Origin of the sequence: Pseudomonas sp. UBA6323 (assembly GCF_002439135.1) — a bacterium.
Lineage (GTDB): Bacteria > Pseudomonadota > Gammaproteobacteria > Pseudomonadales > Pseudomonadaceae > Aquipseudomonas.
In genome coordinates this window covers 1-21,079 of the sequence record NZ_DJSX01000090.1, presented here as the reverse complement: position 1 = coordinate 21,079, position 21,079 = coordinate 1, and the positions used below count along the sequence as shown (strand labels likewise).

The following is a 21,079-nucleotide window of genomic DNA, read 5'->3' as shown; positions in this document are numbered from 1 at the left end:
GCCAGCATCTCGTAGATGCCGGCCGGCGCGCGCTCGGCCAGCGTGAAGTAGCTCGACAGCGTGGGCTGCACGTCCAGGTCCAGCAGCAGCACGCGCAGCCCGGTGTCGGCTGCGAAGCCGCCCAGGTTGGCCGCCGTCGTGGTCTTGCCGACGCCGCCCTTGGTCGAAATGATGGACACCACCTGCATGGGCCTCTCCCGGTTGAATGGCATGTACCGAGGAAAAGCGTCAGGCGCGCTCATCGAGGCGATCGGCGATCCATTGCTCGACCTCCGCCGAGTCCCAGCCCACGGCGCGCACGCCCAAGCGCAGCGCCTTGGGGAACTTGCCTTCTTTCATCAGGCTGTAGATGTGCGCGCGCTTGAAGCCGGTTTTGGCCTCGACTTCGGCGCGACGCAGGATGCGGTGCTCGGCCGGCACTGCCGGCGCGGTGGTCTGCGAAGACATGAGAGACACTCCTTGACGCTCACTGGCGCTGTTCGGAAAGTGCCTCGTATTCAATACACCGCGGTCGCCGAAATCACTGCAATTGCAGAAGCAGCGACTGCAATTGCAGTGCGCCGCATCGGCATCATGCTGGCCGCGTCGTCAGCACGACGCCTCCAGGTGGCGCCGCGCCTGCGCGAGCTTGCTCCACAGCGTCCGCTCGCTGAGACCCGGCCGCCCCTCATGGTGTGCGATCAGCGCGCTGACCACGGCATCCATGCTGCGGAACGACGAATAGGCCGCGCCTGACGGCGAATTGCCCAGCAGCAGCGTCAGCAGTCCGCCGATGATGTTGAGGTAAGTCGTCTCGCTGCGCAGGCCAGGCTCGCGCGCCTGTTCGTCGTTGGCCGCGCGCGTGGCATGTTCCTTCGCCAGTGCTTCGTGCGCGGTGCGCAGCGTTTCATGCACCAGGGCAAGTTCGGCAAGTTGCGACTTCGCTGCTTCGCGATCGGCCAGCAGAATGTTGAGCGTGTCCACGCTCACCGCCGGATGCACCGCGCGTTCGATGCCGTCAAACAAAAACCCCGGCCGATCGCCGGGGTAGAACTGCGACATCCACGCTTTCAAGTCCACGTGGCGCACGGTCAACTCGGGGTCGTCGAGCGCCGGCCGCTGCGAGTCCAGCACGATGCCGGCCTTGCCACCGGGCAATTCGCCATGCGTCAGCGCGTCGAAGATGCGCTCGGCATACAGGCGCAGCAGCGGCCAGCGCGGGAATTCGCCGGGCTCCGGCATGGCACGCTGCTCCAGCGCTTCCAGAATACGCTGCTCGAAGCGCAGGAGACCGCACCAGCGGACGGCCGCCTCGATCGGTCGGTAGTACGTCTTTGCGCCAAAGGCCTGGCTGCTCGATTTCGGCATATCGCGCTCTTCCCATCGTCGGATCGACACATGGCAAGCGCGCGCGGCCCACATGGGCGCAGCGATTGCCCAAAGAACCCGATGAAGCGCGAGCCGGTCGGCATCGTGGTGGACGTTGGGTGCGGCGATGTCGCCGAGCGTTACGCAGGGGGCAAACCTCCTTGCGGTGCCCGCTACACCTCAACCATAATGCACCTGCGAAAAATCTTGTTACCGGCGCAACGGTCTGAAAAGCCGCGCATCCAAGTTCGATCAGGAAGGGATGCCGCGCTTTACCGGAAAACCAGGGCAAAGTTTTCGTAGGAATACGGGCGGGGTAAAGCGCCAATGCGACTTCCGGCTGAGCCGGTTTGCATCCAGCAAGGGCTCATGCGTTCTGCGTCACTGCTGTGACCTCGACAGCTTGAAGGTGCCTTGCTTGATGCCGGGTGGATAGGCCCGATTCGCCATCCATGCCCGTGACGCAAAAGGTCGGCCGCCGATGCAATGCGGGTCAAGGTCCAGACCGAAAGGGAATCGTACCGTCCAAAATCCCCGCGTCACATCGGGCGTTGATCGGTGCCTTGCGGGCGTCCGACACGCTCCACGCGGTCGATGAACTGCCGCAGCGGCTCCATGATTTCGCCTTCGGGTCGCAGTAGATAGGTCGTCAGCGAAGCGGTCTCGTCGGCCAGCGGCCGCACGACGACATCGGCCTGATGGCAACCCGCCAGATGCGCCGCGCTCGAAAAGCCCACGCCGTAGCCGGCGGCCACGAGGGCCAGCATCAGGGAATGGGTCTTGACGTACTCGGCTACCGTCGGCTGCGCATCCACCGTGCGGAGCAGCCGTTCGCGCTGCCGGCTGCAACCTTCGCAGACCTGGGGATCGCACAGCACCAGCGGATAGCTCGCCACTTCCTCCAGCGGCACTTCCTTGAAAGCCAGCAGCGGATGCCTGGCGGGCAAAGCCACCACCAGCGGGTCTCGCCACACCGGCATGGCGACGATGCCGGCGTCCATTTCACCAGCCAATGCAAAACCTGCGTCATACAAGTCGTTGCGCAGTCCAGTCACCAACTGCGCCAGTGGCGTTTCAAATATCCGAATGCCGACCTGTGGTGCCTCCTCGCGGCAAAGCGCAAGCAACGCCGACAAGCGGGCCTGCCCCATGTCACCAGATAGTGCGATGCGCAGCGTGTTCCGCTGGTTCGCTGCGGCGCGTGCCTTGGTCTGCGCTTGCTCGAAGGCCAGCAGTACGCGCCGGGCTTCTTCGAGGAAGACCTGTCCCGCCGGTGTGAGACGAACACTGCGTGGCAAGCGGTTGAGCAGCGGCACCCCTAAATCCGCCTCCATCTGGCGGATCGTGCGCGACAGTGGAGACTGTTCGATGTGCAGCCGTCGAGCAGCCCGGCCGAAGTGCAGTTCCTCGGCTACGGCGATGAAGCAGCGAAGATGGCGTAAGTTCATGCTTTCTCCCTACCGATGTGATCAGTCCATATCATCGTAGGGAGCCGAATAGTGCGGAGGATTCACCTCTGTATCGAGATGAGAGCCATCCTGGGGGGTGATGCTCGGATGCTTTTCGCCCATGTCAGCGCCTACGGCGAAGCTCTCGTTCGAGATCGCCCAGCTGCGACGCCTGAAGTTCGGCAAGAAGAGCGAGCAGCTCGATGCCGAACAACGCGCGCTGTTCGACGAGGCTCTGGACGCCGACCTTGCCGCGGCTGAGGCGCAGCTCTAGGAACTGCTGGGCAAGAAGAAGCCGCCGGCTACGCCTGGCGCGATGCCTAAGCGCACCGCCTTGCCGGCGGACCTGCCGCGCGTGGACTGCCACCACGAGCCCGAGAACACCCGCTGCGCGTGCGGCTGTGCGCTCAAGCGCATCAGCGAGAAGCTGGACTACACGCCGGGCGTGTTCACGGTCGAGTGCCACATCCGCGGCAAGTGGACCTGCGCATAGGTGCCGAACGCTGACCCAGGCGCCGGTCCCGGCGGAGATCATCGCCAAGGGCATCCCCACCTCCGGGCTGCTCGCGTAGGTGCTGGTCGCAAAGGACTCCGACCATCTGCCGCTTACATGGTCGTCCCTAGGCAAGCAGGAATAAGCTGCGTGAGTGAATCGGGAGGTTTGCGTAGCTGATGGCTGGCCAGCAGCGTCTGCGCCGGCGGCTTCACCGGCACGAAGCGCATGTGCGGGCGGGTTGCCGCCTCGCAGATCGCTGCGGCATCGGCCGCACCGTTCTTGCGTCCCTTGCCGGCCATGCGGTAGGGCGTGACGAAGTGGCCTGCAATCAGCCGCGCATCCAGCCCATAGCCGCGCAGCTTGCGTGCCCAGTGATGCGCACCGCCGCAGGCCTCCAGGGCCACCAGGCAGCCGGGAGGCAGCTCCGCGCACCAGGCCGCAAACTTGTCAGCGGCCAGCGCCTTGGCAACCACCACGCGCGCATCCACCGCATGCACCTAGATAACCCGCTTGGCCAGATCCACCCCGACTCGGGCAATCTCGTTCATGGACTTCCCCTTTCACATGGCTGCAGATTGATGACTTGGGGAGCACCATCGCGGTGGCAGCCAACATTTGTTTCCTGGCTGCTTACGATTGAGTCACATCAATCGGCCAGCAGATCGCTGGATGTTGACTCTTGACTTTAGGCCTGTTAGGCGCAATATCTTGCAAAGTCTTGCAAGAACTTCCTCAGGCGAGGCCGCGTGACGACGGAACTTGTGGGGGTGGTATGACAGCGCGCCAGCAGGCGATCTTCACACTCGACGAGTTGGCTGCCTACTTGAAAGTCGGCAAGCGGACGCTTTACCGGCTCGCCTCGCACGGGGAGATTCCGGCCTTCAAGGTCGGCGGGACGTGGCGGTTTCGTCAAAGTGAAATCGATCGATGGATCAATGATCAGATCCAAGCAGGCAGAAAGAAGGAGGTGATACGCACAGATGAGCAGCCAAAGTCAGCGGAACACTCCGTGTCGTCTGGGCGCGCTGTCCGTCGCCGCAGGCAAACGGAGTGAGCGAGAGTCTTCAATTTGTCTTCTGGAGGTGTGACATGGACATTGATTTCAAGAAATTGGCTCCCTGGAACTGGTTCAAGAAGGAGCAGGAAGAACAACAGAGCACTGCCTCGCTGCCCGTGCAGCGCAATGACCTGCCGGTGGCGGGTGGCCCCGTCAGTCCCATCCTGCAATTGCACCGCGAGATCGACCGCCTCTTCGACGACACGTTTCGAGGCTTCGGTTTCCCGGCGCTGGCCATGCCACGCTGGCCGTCGGACTGGCCGGGCCTGCTGAAGCCGGCGCTGGACATCCAGGAGACCGACAAGCAGTACAAGATCGCCCTGGAAGTGCCCGGCGTCGAGGAAAAAGACATCCAGATCACGCTCGACAACGACGTGCTGCTGGTGCGCGGTGAAAAGCGTCAGGAGCAGGAAACGAAAGACGGCGGTTTCCACCGGGTGGAGCGCTGCTACGGCAGCTTTCAGCGCGCTCTGAACCTGCCGGCCGATGCCAACCAGGACACGATCAAGGCCGCTTTCAAGAACGGCGTGCTCACGATAACGATGGACAAGCGCGAGGCCAGTACGCCCACGCAGGGGCGCTCGATCCCGATCAATGGCTGACGCCCACCGGCTAGTCCTTTGCAAGAAACCAAGTGAAGGGCGAGGCGCCTTGATCTGCGGTGCCTCGCCCAGTTAACCCTCTCAGGAGCATCAGCATGGCCAGAAAACAATGCCAAGTCTGCGGCCAACCCGCCACGGTGCGGGTGGAAGCCAATCTCAATGGTCGCCACAGCACCATGCTGTTGTGTGACGATCACTATCGCCAACTGGCGCGCCAGCAAAAGCGCACCGTCTCGCCGCTGGAGGCTCTGTTTGGCTCGCGCAGCGGCTTGTTCGAAGACTTCCTCGGCAGCGACTTCTTCCGCATCGGTGACGATGCACCGTCCGTGGCGGCTGATGCCGACGAAGTGGTCGATGGGTCTTTCGGCGAATCCGCCCCGGCAGTTACGGGAACAGCGCGCCGTCGCGGCAGTGGGCTGGCCAGCCGCATCAGCGAACAGTCCGAGGCCCTATTGCAGGAGGCCGCCCGACACGCTGCAGAGTTCGGGCGCGCCGAAGTCGATACCGAACACCTGCTGCTGGCGCTGACCGACAGCGACGTGGTCAATACCATCCTGGGGCAGTTCAAGATCAAGGTCGATGACCTCAAACGGCAGATCGAATCCGAAGCCAAGCGTGGCGACAAGCCGTTCGAAGGCGAGATCGGCGTGTCGCCACGTGTCAAGGATGCGCTCAGCCGAGCCTTCGTGGTCTCCAACGAGTTGAGTCATTCCTATGTGGGGCCAGAGCACTTTCTGATCGGCCTGGCCGAAGAAGGCGAAGGCTTGGCAGCCAACCTGCTGCGCCGCTACGGGCTCACGCCGCAGGCGCTGCGCCAGCAGGTGAGCAAGGTGGTCGGCAAGGGGGCCGAGGACGGCCGTGCCGAGACGCCGACCAATACGCCGGAACTCGACAAGTATTCGCGCGACCTCACCAAGATGGCGCGCGAGGGCAAGCTCGATCCAGTCATCGGTCGCGCGCAGGAGATCGAGACGACCATCGAAGTGCTGGCCCGGCGCAAGAAGAACAACCCGGTGCTGATCGGCGAACCCGGCGTCGGCAAGACCGCCATCGTCGAAGGGCTGGCGCAGCGCATGGTCGCAGGCGAAGTGCCCGAAACGCTGCGTGACAAGCGCCTGGTCGAACTCAACATCAATGCCATGGTGGCCGGCGCCAAGTACCGCGGCGAGTTCGAGGAGCGCGTGCAGAAGGTGCTCAAGGAAGTGACCGAGCACCAGGGGGAGCTGATTCTCTTCATCGACGAGGTGCACACCATCGTCGGTGCCGGCCAAGGTGGCGGCGAAGGCGGGCTGGACGTGGCCAACGTGTTCAAGCCGATGATGGCGCGCGGCGAACTGAACCTGATCGGAGCCACCACGCTCAACGAGTATCAGAAGTACATCGAGAAGGACGCCGCGCTGGAGCGCCGCTTCCAGCCGGTGATGGTGCCCGAGCCGACGGTAGCGCAGACCATTATGATCCTGCGCGGCCTGCGCGACACCTTCGAGGCGCACCACAAGGTCAGCATCACCGAGGATGCGATCATCGCCGCCGCCGAGTTGTCGGACCGCTACATCACCGCGCGCTTTTTGCCTGACAAGGCCATCGACCTGCTCGACCAGGCGGCCGCACGCGTGAAGCTGTCGGCCACGGCCCGCCCGGTGGCCGTGCAAGAGCTGGAGGCCGAACTGCATCAGTTGCGGCGCGAACAGGATTACGTGGCCTCGCGCAAGCAGTACGAGAAGGCTTCCGAGCTCGGCAAGCGCATCGAGGCCAAGGAGGCCGAACTAAAGAAGCTCGTCGAGGATTGGGAGCGCGAGCGCGCCTCGGGCAGCGCCGAGGTCAAGGCAGAGCACGTGGCGCAGATCGTCTCGCGCCTGACCGGCATTCCGGTCAACGAGCTGACGGTGGAAGAACGCGAGAAGCTGCTGCATCTGGAACAGCGGCTGCATGAGCGCCTGGTGGGACAGGACGAAGCAGTACGTGCCGTGGCCGATGCCGTGCGGCTGTCGCGCGCGGGCCTGCGCGAAGGCAGCAAGCCAGTGGCCACCTTCCTGTTCCTCGGGCCGACGGGTGTGGGCAAGACCGAACTCGCCAAGGCACTGGCCGAGTCCGTCTATGGCGATGAGGGTGCGCTGCTGCGCATCGACATGTCCGAGTACGGTGAACGCCATACCGTGGCACGCCTGGTGGGCGCGCCTCCGGGTTATGTGGGCTATGACGAGGGCGGCCAGCTCACCGAGAAGGTGCGTCGCAAGCCCTACAGCGTGCTGCTGCTCGACGAGATCGAGAAGGCGCACCCCGACGTCTACAACATCCTGCTGCAGGTGTTCGACGACGGCCGGCTCACCGACGGCAAAGGCCGGGTAGTGGATTTCACCAATACCATCATCATCGCCACGTCCAACCTGGGCTCGGACATCATCCAGCGGCGGCTGAAGGCGCGCGGTGCGGCCGGCGAGGAGTACGAAAAGACCAAGGCCGAGGTGATGGACGTGTTGCGCGGACACTTCCGCCCCGAGTTCCTCAACCGCATCGACGAGATCATCGTCTTCCATGCGCTGGGCAAGGAGGAGATCCGCCATATCGTCGGCCTGCAGCTCGATCGTGTGGCCCGCAACGCCGCCAGCCAGGGCGTGACGCTGACCTTCGATCAGACCTTGATCGACCACTTCGCGGAGGAAGGCTACAAGCCCGAGTTCGGCGCGCGTGAGCTCAAGCGGCTGATCCGCAGCGAGCTGGAGACGGCACTGGCGCGCGAGATGCTGGGTGGCGGTATTGGCAAGGGCGATCACGCCAGCGCCCGCTGGGACGACAAGGCCGAACGCGTCGTCTTCGAGCGCAAGGAGCCACCCGCGCAGCCGGCCGAGCCTGATAAGCCCGATGCCGCGAACGTGGCCGAGGCACCGCCGAACGGCGAGAGCAAGCCTAAGCGCAAGAAGAAGTCAGCGGGCGGCGAATCTTGAGCGATGGGAGGCTGTCGTGTCCGACCCCAACGGGCTGACATTGGCAGCCACCCTCGTGTCGCTGGCGGTCGCTATCCCCACAGCGGGGCACGCGATCATCTACAAGCGTGACCCGCGATCGGCCACGCTGTGGGTACTGCTGATCGCCTTGTTGCCGCTGGGCGGTTCGCTGCTGTATGGGCTGTTCGGCATCAACCGTTACCAGCGGCGGGCGCGGCGGCTTTTTCCGGGAGCAGATCATGCTGTTCGGCAAGGCCTCTCGCCCACGATGCCCGAGGCTGTTTCGGCGCCGCTTGCCGGTCTGGCGCACCTGGTGGGACGCGCCACCGGCCAGTCGCTGACCGGCGGCAACCGCACCGAGCCGCTTGTCGATGGCGAGCAGGCCTACCCGGCCATGCTCGCCGCCATCGAATCGGCGCGGTACAGCGTCGCCCTGGCCTCGTACATCTTCGACAGCCAAGGCATCGGGGCGCAGTTCGTCGATGCGCTGCGCCGGGCTCATGAGCGCGGCGTGCAAGTGCGGGTGCTGATCGACGACGTCTCTGCCCGCTGGACGCACCGCAGCGCCTACCGCGCCTTGCAACGCGCCGGCGTTCCGGCGGCGACGTTCAACCCGACGTTGATTCCCGCGCGCCTGCATGCCGCGCATCTGCGCAATCACCGCAAGCTGCTGGTGATCGATGGCGAGACAGGTTTCACCGGTGGCATGAACATCTGCAGCACGTATTGGCGGCCCAATGCGCCGGGCCAGGCCTGTCACGATTTGCACTTTCGTCTGCGCGGGCCAGTGGTTGCGCATCTGATGGGGTGCTTCACCGATGATTGGTGCGATACCACGGGCGAGCGGCTCAGCGAGGGTTTCTGGGGCGAATCGCCCGCAACGGCTGATGAACAAGGAAACTCTTGGGCGCGCGGCATCGAGGCCGGTCCCGATGATGCCCTGGACCGGATGCGCTGGACCTTCATGGGCGCTTTGAGCGCGGCGAAGCATTCGGTGCGCATCTGGACACCTTACTTCGTCCCCGATCAGCCGATGATCGCGGCGCTGAGCACGGCCGCGATGCGCGGCGTGCGTGTCGAGGTGCTGACACCCGCGAGCTGCGACCATCCTACGGTGCAGTGGGCTGCGCGCGCCCACTACTGGCAGGTGATGGAGCACGGTGTACGCATCTTCGAGCGGCAGGGCCCCTTCGATCACACCAAGCTGATGCTGGTCGATGGCCGATGGTGTTGCCTGGGTTCGGCCAACTGGGACGCGCGCAGCCTGCGCCTCAACTTCGAGTTCAATGTGGAGGTGTACGACACCGCGCTGTCTACGCGGCTGGAATCCCTTTTTGATGCCGCCCGTGATGCATCGAACGAGATATCGGCCATGGCGTTGCGCGCCCGCCCGCTGGCCATCCGCTTGCGCGACGGGGTGGCCCGTCTGTTCACCCCCATTCTCTAGCGGCACGACTTGCGAGGAACATTGCCGATGGAAAAGAAAGATCAATGGAACATTGGCTACTGGATCGTCGCCGGCCTGTTGCTGCTGACGCTGCGGAACTACTGGCAGGCGGCCAAGACCGTCGAGCCCGTGCCCTACAGCGAATTCGAGAAGGCGCTGGCCGAGGGGCGCGTCGCCGAAGTGCTGGTGTCGGACCGCACGGTCACCGGGCGCCTGAAATCGCCGGACAGCCGGGGCAAGACCACCATCGTGGCCACTCGCGTCGAACCCGACCTGGCCGAGCGGCTGTCCAAGTACGACGTGCCTTACGCGCGGGTGGTGGAAAGCACCTGGCTACGTGATGTGCTCTCCTGGATTCTGCCGGCGGTGGCCTTCTTCGGCGTCTGGTTCTTCCTGTTCCGCCGCTTCGCCGAGAAGCAGGGCATGGGCGGCTTCCTGAGCATCGGCAAGAGCCGCGCCAAGGTGTTCATGGAGAAGAACACCGGCGTCACCTTTGCCGATGTCGCGGGTGTCGATGAGGCCAAGGCGGAGCTGGTCGAAATCGTCGACTTCCTGAAGAACCCGCAGGATTACGGCCGCCTCGGCGCGCGCATCCCGAAAGGTGTGTTGCTGGTTGGCCCGCCCGGCACGGGCAAGACCCTACTGGCCAAGGCCGTGGCGGGCGAGGCCGGGGTGCCGTTCTTCTCCATCTCAGGCTCGGAGTTCGTCGAGATGTTCGTCGGCGTGGGTGCGGCGCGCGTGCGCGACCTGTTCGAGCAGGCGCGCGGGCAGGCGCCGGCCATCATCTTCATCGACGAACTCGACGCACTGGGCCGCGCGCGCGGTGTCGGCGGCCCCATCGGCGGCCACGACGAGCGCGAGCAGACCTTGAACCAGCTGCTCACCGAGATGGACGGCTTCGACAGTTCGGTGGGGCTCATCATCCTGGCTGCCACCAACCGCCCCGAAATCCTCGACCAGGCGCTGCTGCGTGCCGGCCGCTTCGACCGCCAGGTGCTGGTGGACCGGCCCGACAAGAAGGGACGGCTGGACATCCTGAAAGTCCACGTCAAGAAGGTGACGCTGGCTCAGGATATCGATCTCGAACAGGTGGCTGCGCTGACCACGGGCTTTTCGGGTGCAGACCTCGCGAACCTGGTCAACGAGGCCGCGCTGGCCGCGACCGGGCGCAAAGCGTCCGCCGTGGAGTTGCGGGATTTCACCGCCGCCATCGAGCGCATCGTGGCGGGCCTGGAGAAGAAGAACCGAGTGCTCAATCCCAAGGAGCGGGAAACCGTGGCCCATCACGAGATGGGCCATGCGCTGGCGGCGCTGGCGCTGCCCGGCACCGACCCCGTGCACAAGATCTCGATCATCCCGCGCGGCATCGGCGCGCTGGGCTACACGCTGCAACGCCCCACCGAAGACCGCTTCCTGATGACGCGCGCCGATCTGGAACACAAGATCGCCGTGCTGCTGGGCGGTCGTGCGGCCGAGAAGCTCGTGTTCGGCGAGCTGTCCACCGGGGCTGCCGATGACCTCGCACGGGCCACCGACATTGCCCGCGACATGATCACCCGCTTTGGCATGGACGAAGGACTGGGCTACATCGCCTTCGAGGCGCAGCGGCCACGCTTTCTCGATACACCGGAACTGGCCCACGGCGGCTGCCGGGTGGCCGAATCGACCCAGGCGCGCATCGATCAGGCCATCCGCGACATCGTGATGGGCGTGTTCGAGCGCGCCTACCGGATCCTCGACATCAACCGCGCGGTGCTGGAGCGCTGTGCGCGCGAGCTGCTGGCGCGGGAAACGCTCGACGAAAGCGATATCCGTCAATTGACTCAAGGACTTGTTCGGAACTGAAAACTGTAGTAAGAGCCATTCAGAGTAAACCGACGGCTCTGTTCAGTGCGTCATCCAATTCGTCGGCATTGTTCAAGGAGAACCGATATGTCTGCATTGACTCCGTGGGACCCCTTCCGGGAACTGGATGAATTGCAGAACCGCCTGGCGACGATGTTGGGACGGACACCCCAGCGACAGGGCGCCCGTACCGGCAACGAAGCCATGACCACGGCGGACTGGGCGCCAATGGTGGACATCAGCGAGGATGAGAACGCATTCATCCTCAAACTGGATCTGCCGGAGGTCCCCAAGGATGCCGTGCGCGTCAGCGCGGAAAACGGCGTGCTCACCATCAGCGGCGAGCGCAAACTGGAAAAAGAGGAGCAGGGCAAGAAGTTCCACCGCATCGAACGTGCGTATGGCCGCTTTGTGCGCAGCTTTGTCTTGCCTGACAACGTTGATCCGACCAAGGTGACGGCTTCCATGAAAGACGGCGTGCTGGAAGTGCGGCTTGTCAAGGCCGAGCAAGCCAAACCGAAACAGATTGAAATCTCAGTCAACTAACTTTAATCAGGAGCCCAAGATCATGAATATCAAACAGCCCCAATCAACCTTCACCGCACTTGCCCTGGCGGTCGTCGTCGGACTGAGCGGACCGGCTCAGGCCCAATCGGCGGCACGTTCTAGCCCAGGTGCTGCAGCACCCTCTGCCGCATCCAAGGCTGCGCAGCCACAGGTAGATGACAAGGCCGCCCGGGAAGCCGCGAAAAAGCGCGCCGAACTCGCCCAAGATGCAATCACTGCGCTGGCCAAGACCCAGGAGGCATTGATCCTCCTTGATGCAAGGAAGACCAAGGAGGCGCTCGCTGCGCTGGAACTGGCCAGCGGAAAGCTGGAACTGGTATTGGCGCGTAAGCCAAGACTTGCTTTGGCGCCCGTCGATGTACGCGTCATCACCCACGATATCCACGCCAACGTGGAATCGGTCAAGAAAGCGGTCGAGTTGTCTCGGGAGTTGTTGGAGGATGGCGAGGTGCAAAAGGCCCGGCCCATCGTCGCCAATCTGGCCAGCGAAATCGTGATCGAAACCGACAACCTGCCGATGGCAACGTACCCGGCTGCGATCAGGTCGGCCGCACGGCTCATCGACAGCGGCAAGATCGAAGACGCCAAGGCGACACTCGCCCGAGCACTGAACACGTTGGTGGTGACCTCGGTCGTCATTCCTCTGCCCGTGCTACGGGCTGAAGCCGCGATGGCAAAAGCGGAAAAGCTGGCCGAGACCGACAAGCGCGATGCCAAACAGAGCGAGGAGCTCAGCGCCCTGCTGGCCTACGTGCGCACGGAAATCGAGCTGGCGCAGATCCTGGGTTATGGCAAGAAGGCGGACTTCAAGCCCATCTTCGATCAGGTGAAGTCCATTGAGCAAAAGTCGGCTGGTGGCAAAAGCGGCAAGGGATGGTTCGACGAGTTGAAGACGCGCCTCCAAGAGCTGATTTGAGGTGATGAAGGGGCTGACTGCTCTGTCGGTCAGTCTCGCGATGTTCGCAGTCAGCCCCAATAGATTCGCCTATTTTCACTAACTCATACGAGGCATATCACCATGAACGAGCAAGCATCGAATCCCAATGCGACGGCCAAAGAAATAAACGAACAGGCCGCGGTAAGCAGCCTTCCTGTCAGTCCAGAGGCCAAGCCTGAAGTCGTCACGGAGGTACAGCCTGAGGTTCAGAAGGAAACGGACTCGCAGGCGGCAGACAAACGTAAACAAGTCCTCGATGAGGCCGTCTCGGCCTTGGCGCTGACCAAATCTGCGCTGGCCGCACTTGACGGCAAGGACGCTGCACGCGCATTGGCAACGCTGGCCGAAGTGACGGGAAAGCTGGAGCTGATCGTTGCGCGCGAACCCACGCTCGCCCTGGCCCCCGTTGATGTGCGCACCATCGTGCACGACTTGTTCGCCAACACGGAAACCATTGAGGCGATGACCGACGAGGCGCTGGATGCCCTCAAACATGGCGAGGTGCAACAGGCACGTTACGTGCTGGCTTTGCTGGCCAGTGAAATCGTGATCGTGGTCACCAACATCCCTCTGGCGTCCTATCCCGCAGCCGTGAAGTCAGTCGTGCCGCTGATCGATCAGGGCAAGATTGAAGAAGCCAAAGCCGCGCTGCAGGCAGCGCTCAGCACGCTGGTCGAGACGCGCAGCGTGCATCCGCTGCCCGCCCTGCGCGCCAGGCTGCTCCTGAAGCGCGCCGAGACCCTGGTAGAAGATGGTCAGCGGAGCGAAGCGTCCAATGAGCGCCTGGAGACATTATTGAACGAAGCGCGGCAGCAGTTGGAAATGGCAGAACTGCTGGGCTATGGAAAGAAGAAGGACTTTGAGCCCCTGTATGCTGAACTCAAGAAAGTCAAGCAAAAGACGGCTGGGGGAGGCGGCGGAAAAGGCTGGCTCGATGAAATCAAGGCAAAGCTGTCCAAGTTGTTCTGAAACCGCTGGATAGGGCCTAAGAGGGGCGCGTCGCGCCCCTCTCTTGGCTCAGGAGTGTTTGCTTTTTCACCCCATTAGATCTTTAGGAGATATAGCATGAACACAGACGCCATCGCCGATTCCAGTGCGGATGAGTCCACCAAAACACTCTGTTCATTGACCAAAAATTGGTGGATTTTTGCGTTGCGCGGTGTCTTGGCATTGATTTTCGCAGCCCTTGCGTTCTGGATGCCACAATCGGCTCTGTTGGCCATGACCTTAGTGTTCGGCGCATTTTCCTTGGTCAATGGCGCTTTCAACTTGGTTGCAGCGGTGCGCCATATCCAGAAAAAAGGGCGCTGGGGCTGGCTGCTGTTCAGCGGCATTGTCGGCATACTTACGGGCGTCGTCGTCCTGGTTGCTCCTTGGGTCGCCACGATAGTCTTGGCTTCTTTTTTATGGGCTAGCGTGGGCTTCTGGGCGATTTTCACCGGTGTGCTGGAGACATCCGCCGCCGTTCGGCTGCGTCAAGAAATCAAGGGTGAAATTTGGCTTGCCTTCAGTGGACTGCTCTCGATTGTCCTTGGCGCTATCGTCCTGTGGATATTTTTTTCCCGTCCGGTCGAGTCATTCCTGGCCGCAGGCTGGCTGTTGGGCTTCTATGCGGCAGTCTATGGTGTCACGCTTTTGTTCTTGAGTTGGCGTCTTTGCAAAACGCGCCAGGGATAAGAGCGGGTCAAACTAAATTCTATGGATATGAGCATTTTCGGTTCGTGCCTCTATAGAAATGACATCAAGCGAGTCATGCATGCAGATTCAATATAGCTATCGAGCTATCGACAAAGAGTTTCATGAACCATGGCAGAGAGCTTTGGGAAATGTGATCGAGCACGCCCTCAAGCCATTGCTCGACAAACACACTAAAGATTCAGTGCGACTTCAAATCGTCCTTGATCGCGACAAGATCAAGCGGCAATTTCTGGCCAGTGGCTATATGCACCTGCCCGGCAAAAAGACTGTCAGCGTTACTGCATCACATGACGAGCTGACGCCCCTCGCGCAGATGCTCGCACAGTCGTTGTTCCGTCAGGCCAAGAAGCATTTTGACCGACTGCATGCTCAGGATCAAATCAAGCGCAAAGCACGACGCGAGCGCTTGCGCGAGCTCAAGGTGCGGATTGCCGCAAAACCCGCGTCAGCCGCCCATGAGGCCGAGGCGACCCGAATGCCTCTACTGTCGAAACTTGAGGCTGTCGCAAGGCGTGAGCTGGCTTATCTGCGTGCCGTCGGCGATTTACCGCGCGATTATCCGACGCTGCGCGACGTGGTGGATGAAGCGATTGTCCGAGCTGAGGTGGAATGGCAATCCGTGCCGGGGGAAAAAGAGGCTTACACCGGTCTTCTGAAGCATCTGTTCGCCGTCCTGGATAACGAAGTGGCAAGCAGCCGGCAATTTGGCGAATTCGTTTCTCTGGACGCGCCGGTCGAACCGGATGCCCAAGACGTCGCCGAGGCCATGGTGGAAGAGGAAATCTTCGAATTTTATCAGCCCGATGACACACTCAAGCTGGCCGATATCTTCGCTGGCAGTCAGCATCCCGATGTCGCAACGATCGCGGAACAGGAGGAGCTGATTGATCGGTCGAGCGAGTTCGCTTTTGCATTTGACCTGCTGAAGGACATGCCGCGTTTGTGGCGGCGCATTTTTCTGCTTATCCGTGTGGACGGGCTGAATGCCAGCAGCGTCTCTGAAATCCTGCTGATTCCTAGTAAGGAAGATACTGTCCAAAGGTGGCTCATGCAGGCCGAAGCATTCATCGCTGCTCATCTGGAAGAGGCCGGAGTAAGCAAAGACGGGAACGATTGGCTCCAAGGCGTTGATTGGTCGGCATTGTCTGCGACCCGAAGCGAGGCAGCCTCACTGTGGTCCAAGGAGGCGAACCATGAAGAATGATCTTCACCTTGTCTGCCCGCATTGCCAGTCCATCAACCGCGTACCGACTGCGAAGCTATCGGAACATCCCAACTGTGGCCGCTGCCAGCAGCCCTTGTTCACGGGCGAGCCCATCGAGTTGACCACGGCGACGTTCTCGCGCCACGTGGAGCGCAGCGATCTGCCGCTGCTGGTCGATTTCTGGGCGCCATGGTGCGGGCCGTGCAAGATGATGGCGCCACAGTTCCAGCAAGCGGCGCACCAGCTCGAACCCAGGATCCGGCTGGCGAAGGTGAATACCGAGGCTGAGCCCCACCTGGCCGCGCAGTTCGGTATCCGCAGCATCCCGACGCTCGCCCTGTTCCAGGGTGGGCGGGAGATCGCCCGTCAGGCCGGCGTGATGGGCGCGCAGGACATCGTGCGCTGGGTATCGGCACAGCTTGGGCGCTGACCGATGCAGGGCCTGCTGGGCGTTACGCTGAGTCTGCTGGCGGCGTGCAGTCTGGCGGCTGTGGTGACGGCTGCGCTCAGAGTGCCCGCCTTGCTGGGTTACCTCGCCGCCGGCGCCTTACTGGGCCCCTCAGTCACCGGCGTGATCGCGCCGGGAGAAGCGCTTGATTTTCTGTCCGAGCTGGGAGTGGCGCTGCTGCTGTTCATGGTCGGACTGGAATTCTCCCTCGGGCACTTTTGGCTCACTCGCAAGACCGTACTGGTGGCTGGCAGTTTGCAGATGGTCGCTGTGGCCGCACCTCTGACCCTGATGCTGATGGGGTTGGGGCAGCCAGCTCAGAGCGCTGCGCTGCTCGGCGCTGCGGCGGCCATGTCTTCCACGGCGCTGGTCAGCCGGCAGTTGGCCGACCAGGGTGAACTCACCACACGCCATGGCCGCAGCGCCATCGCCGTGCTGGTCTTTCAGGATCTGGCCAGCGTGCCCCTGTTGGCCTTGCTGGCGATCTGGGCGCGCGGCGAGTCGCCGAAGGTCGAGAGCATGCTGCTCGAAGTGTTGGGCGTGCTGGTGTTGTTCGCAGCAGCGGCGGTTGCTTCGCGCCGTCTGTTGCATGGCCTGCTGGGCTGGGTGGCTCGCCAAGGTCATGAGGAAGCGTTCATGCTCGCCTCCCTGTGTGTGGTCGTGGCCGCGGCCGCCGCTGCGCACGCCGTCGGCGTATCCGCCGCCCTGGGCGCGTTTCTGGCCGGGATGGTGCTGGGCGAGAGCGACGTCCGGCACCACATGGAAAACCACCTCAAACCGTTTCGCGATGTGTTGTCGGGGGTGTTCTTCGTGACTGTCGGCCTGCAGCTGGACGGAGCACAGATTCTTTCGGCACCGCTGACGGTGTTGGCGTGGCTGGCAGTGCTGGTGCCGGTCAAGATCGTGTTCAATACCCTGGCCTTGCGGGCGACGCGCTTGTCCGCCCTCGATGCCTGGCGCACGGGCATAGCGTTGGGGCATGGCGGCGAGTTCGCCCTGCTGTTGTTGGGCATGGTCTTGCAGCAGCATCTGATCCCCGCGACCGTCGTACAACCCATGCTAGTTGCGCTGGTGCTCAGCATGGCCCTGGCACCGCTACTGATCCGCCATCACGATGTACTTGCCCGGTTCTTGAGCCGCACCGGCGGCGTCATTCAGCCACCCCAGGCTGAAGAAGTCGAGATCGCCGCGCAGACGGCGCGATATCGAGACCATGTCATCGTTTGCGGCGCGGGCGAGCTTGGCCTGACAGTCAGCGAGATTCTTCGCCACGCCGGCGTGGCGCATCTGCTGCTGGAGGCGGACGCGCAGAAGGTCGAGGCCGCGCGTGCCGCCGGCGTGCCGGTGTTCCATGGCGATGCGAGTCGGCCCGATACCCTGCTGGCTGCCGGGTTGGCGCAAGCGCGTCTGGTGGTGCTCACGTTCGCCCATGCCCAGCAAGTGCTGCGCATCGCCCAGGCGATTGCCGAGCGCCGTCCGGCGCTGACCTTGTGGGTGTCATGCAGAAGTACGACCGCGGCCGATGCATTTCGCGCCATGCCCAACGTGCGTGTGTACCAGCAATCCTTTGCCGCAGGCCTTGGGCTGGCGGAACAAGTGATGTCGTCGCTTGGCATGTCGGCCGAGCTCGTCGAACGAAACATCAGTGCGATGCGCCGCCGTCTCGACAGCGGCAATGTCGCAGGGAGTCCATCTGCATGAAGTCAACAGGCCGCAATCCATTTCAGGTCTTCCGTGACCAATGGGCCATCATGAGTTTATACGAGCGCTTCGAGCAGGTCGTCGCCCTCGTTCTGTCGGCGGTAATTGCCGTCATCATCGTGGTGTCGCTGTTCCAGCTCATCGCCATCGTCTTCACGCTGCTGGTCCTCGATGCCTTCAATCCCCTGGATCACAAGGTATTCCAGAGTGTGTTCGGCATGATCATGACGCTCTTGATCGCGATGGAGTTCAAGCATTCCATTGTTCGCGTGGCGCTGCGTCGGGACAGCATCATCCAGGTCAAGACCGTGATCCTCATCGGTCTGATCGCGCTGGCGCGCAAGTTCGTGATCCTTGACCCCGAGGCGAGCCCCGCAAAGATAGCCGCGCTGGCAGGCGCCACGCTGGCTCTGGGTGCGACCTACTGGCTGCTGCGCAAGCGCGGCGACCGCGCCGCCGAGACCTCTGAGCATGACCCGTCATCATCCCAGTGATCCGCGCACGGCGCTGTTGCAACACCGCTGGCTCAACCGCCTGCAGACCGGGCTGTTGGTCCTGACCCTGGTCGGGATCGCAGCCGCAGCAGGGAGACTGCCGTTTGGGGAAGGCGGCCTGTGGCTCGCGCTGTTTGCCGTTGCAGGTGCGTTGCTGCTGGAACCGGTAGCCGCGTCGGCGCTGAGCTTGCGCCTGTACCGCGTACGGGCCTTGCACCCGCAAGAAGCCCACGAGATGTGGGCCCTGTTGCGCGAGCTGCCCGCCCGTGCCGGTTTGCCCGCCACGCCGGTGCCGCACTATGTGCCCAGTGCCGTCGTCAACGCCTTCGCCACCGGATCGAAGCAGGAGGCATCGATCGCCCTCACCGATGGCCTGCTGCGCAGCCTGAGCCCACGCGAGCTGGCGGGTGTGCTCGCGCACGAGATCGCGCACATCACCAATGAGGATCTGCGCGTCATGAGGCTGGCGGATTCCGTCAGTCGCCTCACGAGCCTGCTGGCCCTCATGGGACAAATCGCGATCCTGCTCAACCTGCCCGCGCTGCTGGTTGGCGCGGCGGAGGTCTATTGGCCTGGTCTATTGTTATTGGCCGCATCGCCCCGGCTGGCCCTGCTCGCACAGCTCGGCTTGTCTCGCGTGCGTGAGTTCGACGCTGACCGCCTCGCGGCGGAACTGACGGGCGACCCGCAGGGGCTGGCGTCCGCGCTGGCGAAAATCGAGCGGGTCAGCCGCTCCTGGCGTGCCTGGCTGTGGCCGGGATGGGGCAATCCCGAGCCCTCCTGCTTGCGCACGCATCCGGCAACGCAAGAGCGTATCGCACGCCTGCTGACGTTGGCGCCTGGGCCAGCATCAGCGTTGCCATTCCACGCGCCCCATTTCTTGCCGGAATCCGCTGTGACGCCGCGCCCGCCGCGCTGGCACCCGAGCGGGCTGTGGCGCTGATTGCCTATCAACAGGAGACTTCTCATGGCCTACCCCGACCCGTACCCACGCCCCGCACCGGACCCCTTCATCCGGCGCTGGCTCTTCATCACCGCCTGTATTGCCACGCTCATGCTGCTGTGGCAGTTCCTGCCCGCCATCGAGGCCTGGTTCAGTCCGCGCGAGGCGGCAGATCGCACCGTGACGGCGCGTGGCGATCTGGCGGCGGACGAGAAAGCCACCATCGAACTGTTCGAAGAATCGCGCGCTTCGGTGGTCTACATCACCACCGCGCAGCTGGTGCGCGACGTCTGGACTCGCAATGTCTTTTCCATGCCGCGCGGCACCGGTTCGGGCTTTATCTGGGACGATGCCGGCCACGTCGTCACCAACTTCCACGTCATCCAGGGTGCTTCTGAAGCCACGGTCAAACTCGCCGATGGCCGCGACTACCAGGCCGCGCTGGTGGGGACGAGCCCAGCGCACGACATCGCCGTGCTCAAGATTGGCGTCGGTTTCAAGCGCCCGCCGGCCGTGCCGGTCGGCACCAGTGCCGACCTCAAGGTGGGTCAGAAGGTGTTCGCTATCGGCAACCCCTTCGGCCTGGACTGGACGCTCACCACCGGCATCGTCTCCGCGCTCGACCGCTCGTTACCCGGAGAAGCGGGCGGCCCGGCCATCGATCACCTGATCCAGACCGACGCCGCCATCAACCCTGGCAACTCCGGTGGGCCGCTGCTCGATTCGGCAGGAAGGCTCATCGGCATCAACACGGCGATCTATAGCCCCTCCGGCGCCTCGGCCGGGATTGGTTTCGCCGTGCCGGTGGACACCGTCATGCGCGTAGTCCCGCAACTCATCAAGACCGGTAAGTACATCCGTCCGGCGCTGGGCATTGAGGTGGACGAACAGCTCAATCAGCGCCTGCTTGCACTGACCGGAAGCAAGGGCGTGTTCGTGTTGCGTGTTACCCCTGGTTCGGCAGCGCACAAGGCCGGCCTCGCGGGTGTCGAAGTCACGCCGCAAGGCATCGTGCCGGGCGACCGCATCATCGATGTTGATGGCAAGGCGACGGACGATGTGGCCAAGCTGCTCGCGCGGCTAGACGACAGGAAGGTCGGCGATGTGGTGGTCTTGTCAGTGGAACGGGCCGGCAAATCGCGCGAGGTGCGTGTGGAGCTGCAACCCGGGAATTGATTGAACTGAACCTGTGGATCAGGCGGTAGTGCAGCGTCGCGGTGATTGAGGTTCTCAGGTCTTCGGCCAGGTAGCGTTCCGCCTCAACCTCCGTAATTTTCGGATGCGATCTGCCTATCCGAATAGGCAAGCATGCAACGCCGGAACCTCTTGCCAATCATCGAAGGAGAAAGCGAGGCGCAATCCGCATGAGGTGGACGCAGGCCAGGAACGAGGCAAACAGGAGGCCGCATTGGAACTCAGACTACTGCGCTATTTCGTTGCGGTCGCGGAAGAACTGCATTTCGCGCGAGCGGCCGAGCGCCTTGGCGTAGAACAATCGCCTGTGTCGCGCGCAATGCGCAATCTCGAAGCCACGCTCGGCGTGCAGTTGTTCGACCGCAGCGCGCACCAGACGCGACTGACCTGGGCCGGTCAAGTGTTCCTCGGTGAGTGCCGGCGTGTGCTGGCCACCGTGGAGCAGGCGGTGAGTGCCGCAAAGGCGGCGGCGCAGGGCTATCAGGGTTATCTGCGCATCGCCATCTGCGACAGCTTGGCGCAGCCCCACATTGCCACCTTGCTGGCGCGCAGCCGCGAGGAAGAGCCCGAACTGGAGATTCGCGTCTTCGAGCTGCCTTTCGCGCAGCAGCTCAAGGGCCTGCACAACGATCTGCTGGACATCGGCTTTGCGCTGTCGGACGCGGTGAGCGAAGGCCTTGTCGCCGATGTAATGACCCACTGAAAA

Annotated in this window: 19 protein-coding genes and 3 pseudogenes; 17 read left to right on the top strand and 5 right to left on the bottom strand. The window is 63.1% G+C overall.

Annotated features, from left to right (window positions below; all coding sequences use genetic code 11):
• From B3P22_RS21295 to B3P22_RS21280, 4 genes are all read right to left on the bottom strand, one after another.
• On the bottom strand, positions 1-188 hold a 188-nt coding region (locus B3P22_RS21295; RefSeq protein WP_296272445.1), incomplete at its 3' end, for a ParA family protein.
• Between the two features lie 40 nt (positions 189-228).
• Positions 229-447 (bottom strand): AlpA family transcriptional regulator, encoded by a 219-nt coding sequence (locus tag B3P22_RS21290; RefSeq protein WP_003454927.1) that lies wholly within the window; start codon positions 445-447, stop codon positions 229-231.
• Between the two features lie 141 nt (positions 448-588).
• Complete coding sequence (locus B3P22_RS21285; RefSeq protein WP_121495095.1) at positions 589-1,347, bottom strand: ATP-binding protein; 759 nt, start codon at positions 1,345-1,347, stop codon at positions 589-591.
• 539 nt (positions 1,348-1,886) lie between these two features.
• Positions 1,887-2,795, bottom strand: a complete 909-nt coding sequence (locus B3P22_RS21280) for a LysR family transcriptional regulator (protein WP_012761385.1) — start codon at positions 2,793-2,795, stop codon at positions 1,887-1,889.
• 139 nt (positions 2,796-2,934) lie between these two features.
• Between B3P22_RS21280 and B3P22_RS21275 the strand changes: the two are divergent.
• Positions 2,935-3,364, top strand: a pseudogene (locus B3P22_RS21275) (IS66 family transposase); the annotation flags it as partial.
• 121 nt (positions 3,365-3,485) lie between these two features.
• Here the strand turns inward: B3P22_RS21275 and B3P22_RS24010 are convergent.
• Positions 3,486-3,719: pseudogene (locus B3P22_RS24010) on the bottom strand (IS110 family transposase); the annotation flags it as partial.
• Between the two features lie 344 nt (positions 3,720-4,063).
• Between B3P22_RS24010 and B3P22_RS21265 the strand changes: the two are divergent.
• From B3P22_RS21265 to B3P22_RS21190, 16 genes and pseudogenes are all read left to right on the top strand, one after another.
• Positions 4,064-4,345 (top strand): helix-turn-helix domain-containing protein, encoded by a 282-nt coding sequence (locus tag B3P22_RS21265; RefSeq protein ID WP_012761384.1) that lies wholly within the window; start codon positions 4,064-4,066, stop codon positions 4,343-4,345.
• 35 nt (positions 4,346-4,380) lie between these two features.
• A complete protein-coding gene (locus B3P22_RS21260; RefSeq protein ID WP_121495094.1) occupies positions 4,381-4,950 on the top strand; it encodes an Hsp20/alpha crystallin family protein in 570 nt (189 codons plus the stop codon).
• A 95-nt stretch (positions 4,951-5,045) separates the two neighbouring features.
• Positions 5,046-7,895: a heat shock survival AAA family ATPase ClpK gene (clpK, locus tag B3P22_RS21255; RefSeq protein ID WP_121495093.1), complete on the top strand. Its 2,850-nt coding sequence runs from the start codon at positions 5,046-5,048 to the stop codon at positions 7,893-7,895.
• A 16-nt stretch (positions 7,896-7,911) separates the two neighbouring features.
• Positions 7,912-9,342 (top strand): cardiolipin synthase, encoded by a 1,431-nt coding sequence (cls, locus tag B3P22_RS21250; RefSeq protein ID WP_121495092.1) that lies wholly within the window; start codon positions 7,912-7,914, stop codon positions 9,340-9,342.
• 27 nt (positions 9,343-9,369) lie between these two features.
• Entirely contained in the window at positions 9,370-11,187 is a 1,818-nt protein-coding gene (gene ftsH, locus B3P22_RS21245) for an ATP-dependent zinc metalloprotease FtsH (RefSeq protein ID WP_121495091.1), read from the top strand.
• Between the two features lie 87 nt (positions 11,188-11,274).
• Positions 11,275-11,733, top strand: coding sequence for a small heat shock protein sHSP20-GI (hsp20-GI, locus tag B3P22_RS21240; protein ID WP_121495090.1), 459 nt, complete (start codon positions 11,275-11,277; stop codon positions 11,731-11,733).
• Positions 11,734-11,755: 22 nt separating this feature from the next.
• Positions 11,756-12,670: a heat resistance protein YfdX1 gene (gene yfdX1 / locus B3P22_RS21235; RefSeq protein WP_121495089.1), complete on the top strand. Its 915-nt coding sequence runs from the start codon at positions 11,756-11,758 to the stop codon at positions 12,668-12,670.
• A gap of 102 nt (positions 12,671-12,772) precedes the next feature.
• Complete coding sequence (gene yfdX2, locus B3P22_RS21230) at positions 12,773-13,660, top strand: heat resistance protein YfdX2 (RefSeq protein ID WP_121495088.1); 888 nt, start codon at positions 12,773-12,775, stop codon at positions 13,658-13,660.
• A 96-nt stretch (positions 13,661-13,756) separates the two neighbouring features.
• Positions 13,757-14,368 (top strand): HdeD family acid-resistance protein, encoded by a 612-nt coding sequence (locus B3P22_RS21225; protein WP_121495087.1) that lies wholly within the window; start codon positions 13,757-13,759, stop codon positions 14,366-14,368.
• Between the two features lie 79 nt (positions 14,369-14,447).
• The gene (locus tag B3P22_RS21220; RefSeq protein ID WP_121495086.1) at positions 14,448-15,593 is read left to right on the top strand and encodes a hypothetical protein; all 1,146 of its coding nucleotides are present in this window, start codon (positions 14,448-14,450) and stop codon (positions 15,591-15,593) included.
• Entirely contained in the window at positions 15,583-16,023 is a 441-nt protein-coding gene (gene trx-GI / locus B3P22_RS21215; protein ID WP_121495085.1) for a heat resistance system thioredoxin Trx-GI, read from the top strand. The genes B3P22_RS21220 and trx-GI overlap by 11 nt, the downstream gene beginning before the upstream one ends.
• Positions 16,024-16,026: 3 nt before the next feature.
• Positions 16,027-17,742, top strand: coding sequence for a heat resistance system K+/H+ antiporter KefB-GI (gene kefB-GI / locus B3P22_RS21210; RefSeq protein WP_121495084.1), 1,716 nt, complete (start codon positions 16,027-16,029; stop codon positions 17,740-17,742).
• On the top strand, positions 17,739-18,236 hold the full coding sequence (gene psiE-GI / locus B3P22_RS21205; protein WP_012761374.1) for a heat resistance protein PsiE-GI: 498 nt from the start codon (positions 17,739-17,741) through the stop codon (positions 18,234-18,236). The genes kefB-GI and psiE-GI overlap by 4 nt, the downstream gene beginning before the upstream one ends.
• Positions 18,214-19,179, top strand: a complete 966-nt coding sequence (locus B3P22_RS21200) for a zinc metalloprotease HtpX (RefSeq protein ID WP_023657748.1) — start codon at positions 18,214-18,216, stop codon at positions 19,177-19,179. Before psiE-GI ends, B3P22_RS21200 begins: the two co-directional genes overlap by 23 nt.
• Before the next feature lie 24 nt (positions 19,180-19,203).
• On the top strand, positions 19,204-20,355 hold the full coding sequence (locus B3P22_RS21195; RefSeq protein ID WP_012761372.1) for a S1C family serine protease: 1,152 nt from the start codon (positions 19,204-19,206) through the stop codon (positions 20,353-20,355).
• Between the two features lie 232 nt (positions 20,356-20,587).
• Positions 20,588-21,061, top strand: a pseudogene (locus tag B3P22_RS21190) (LysR family transcriptional regulator); the annotation flags it as partial.
• Between the last annotated feature and the right edge of the window lie 18 nt (positions 21,062-21,079).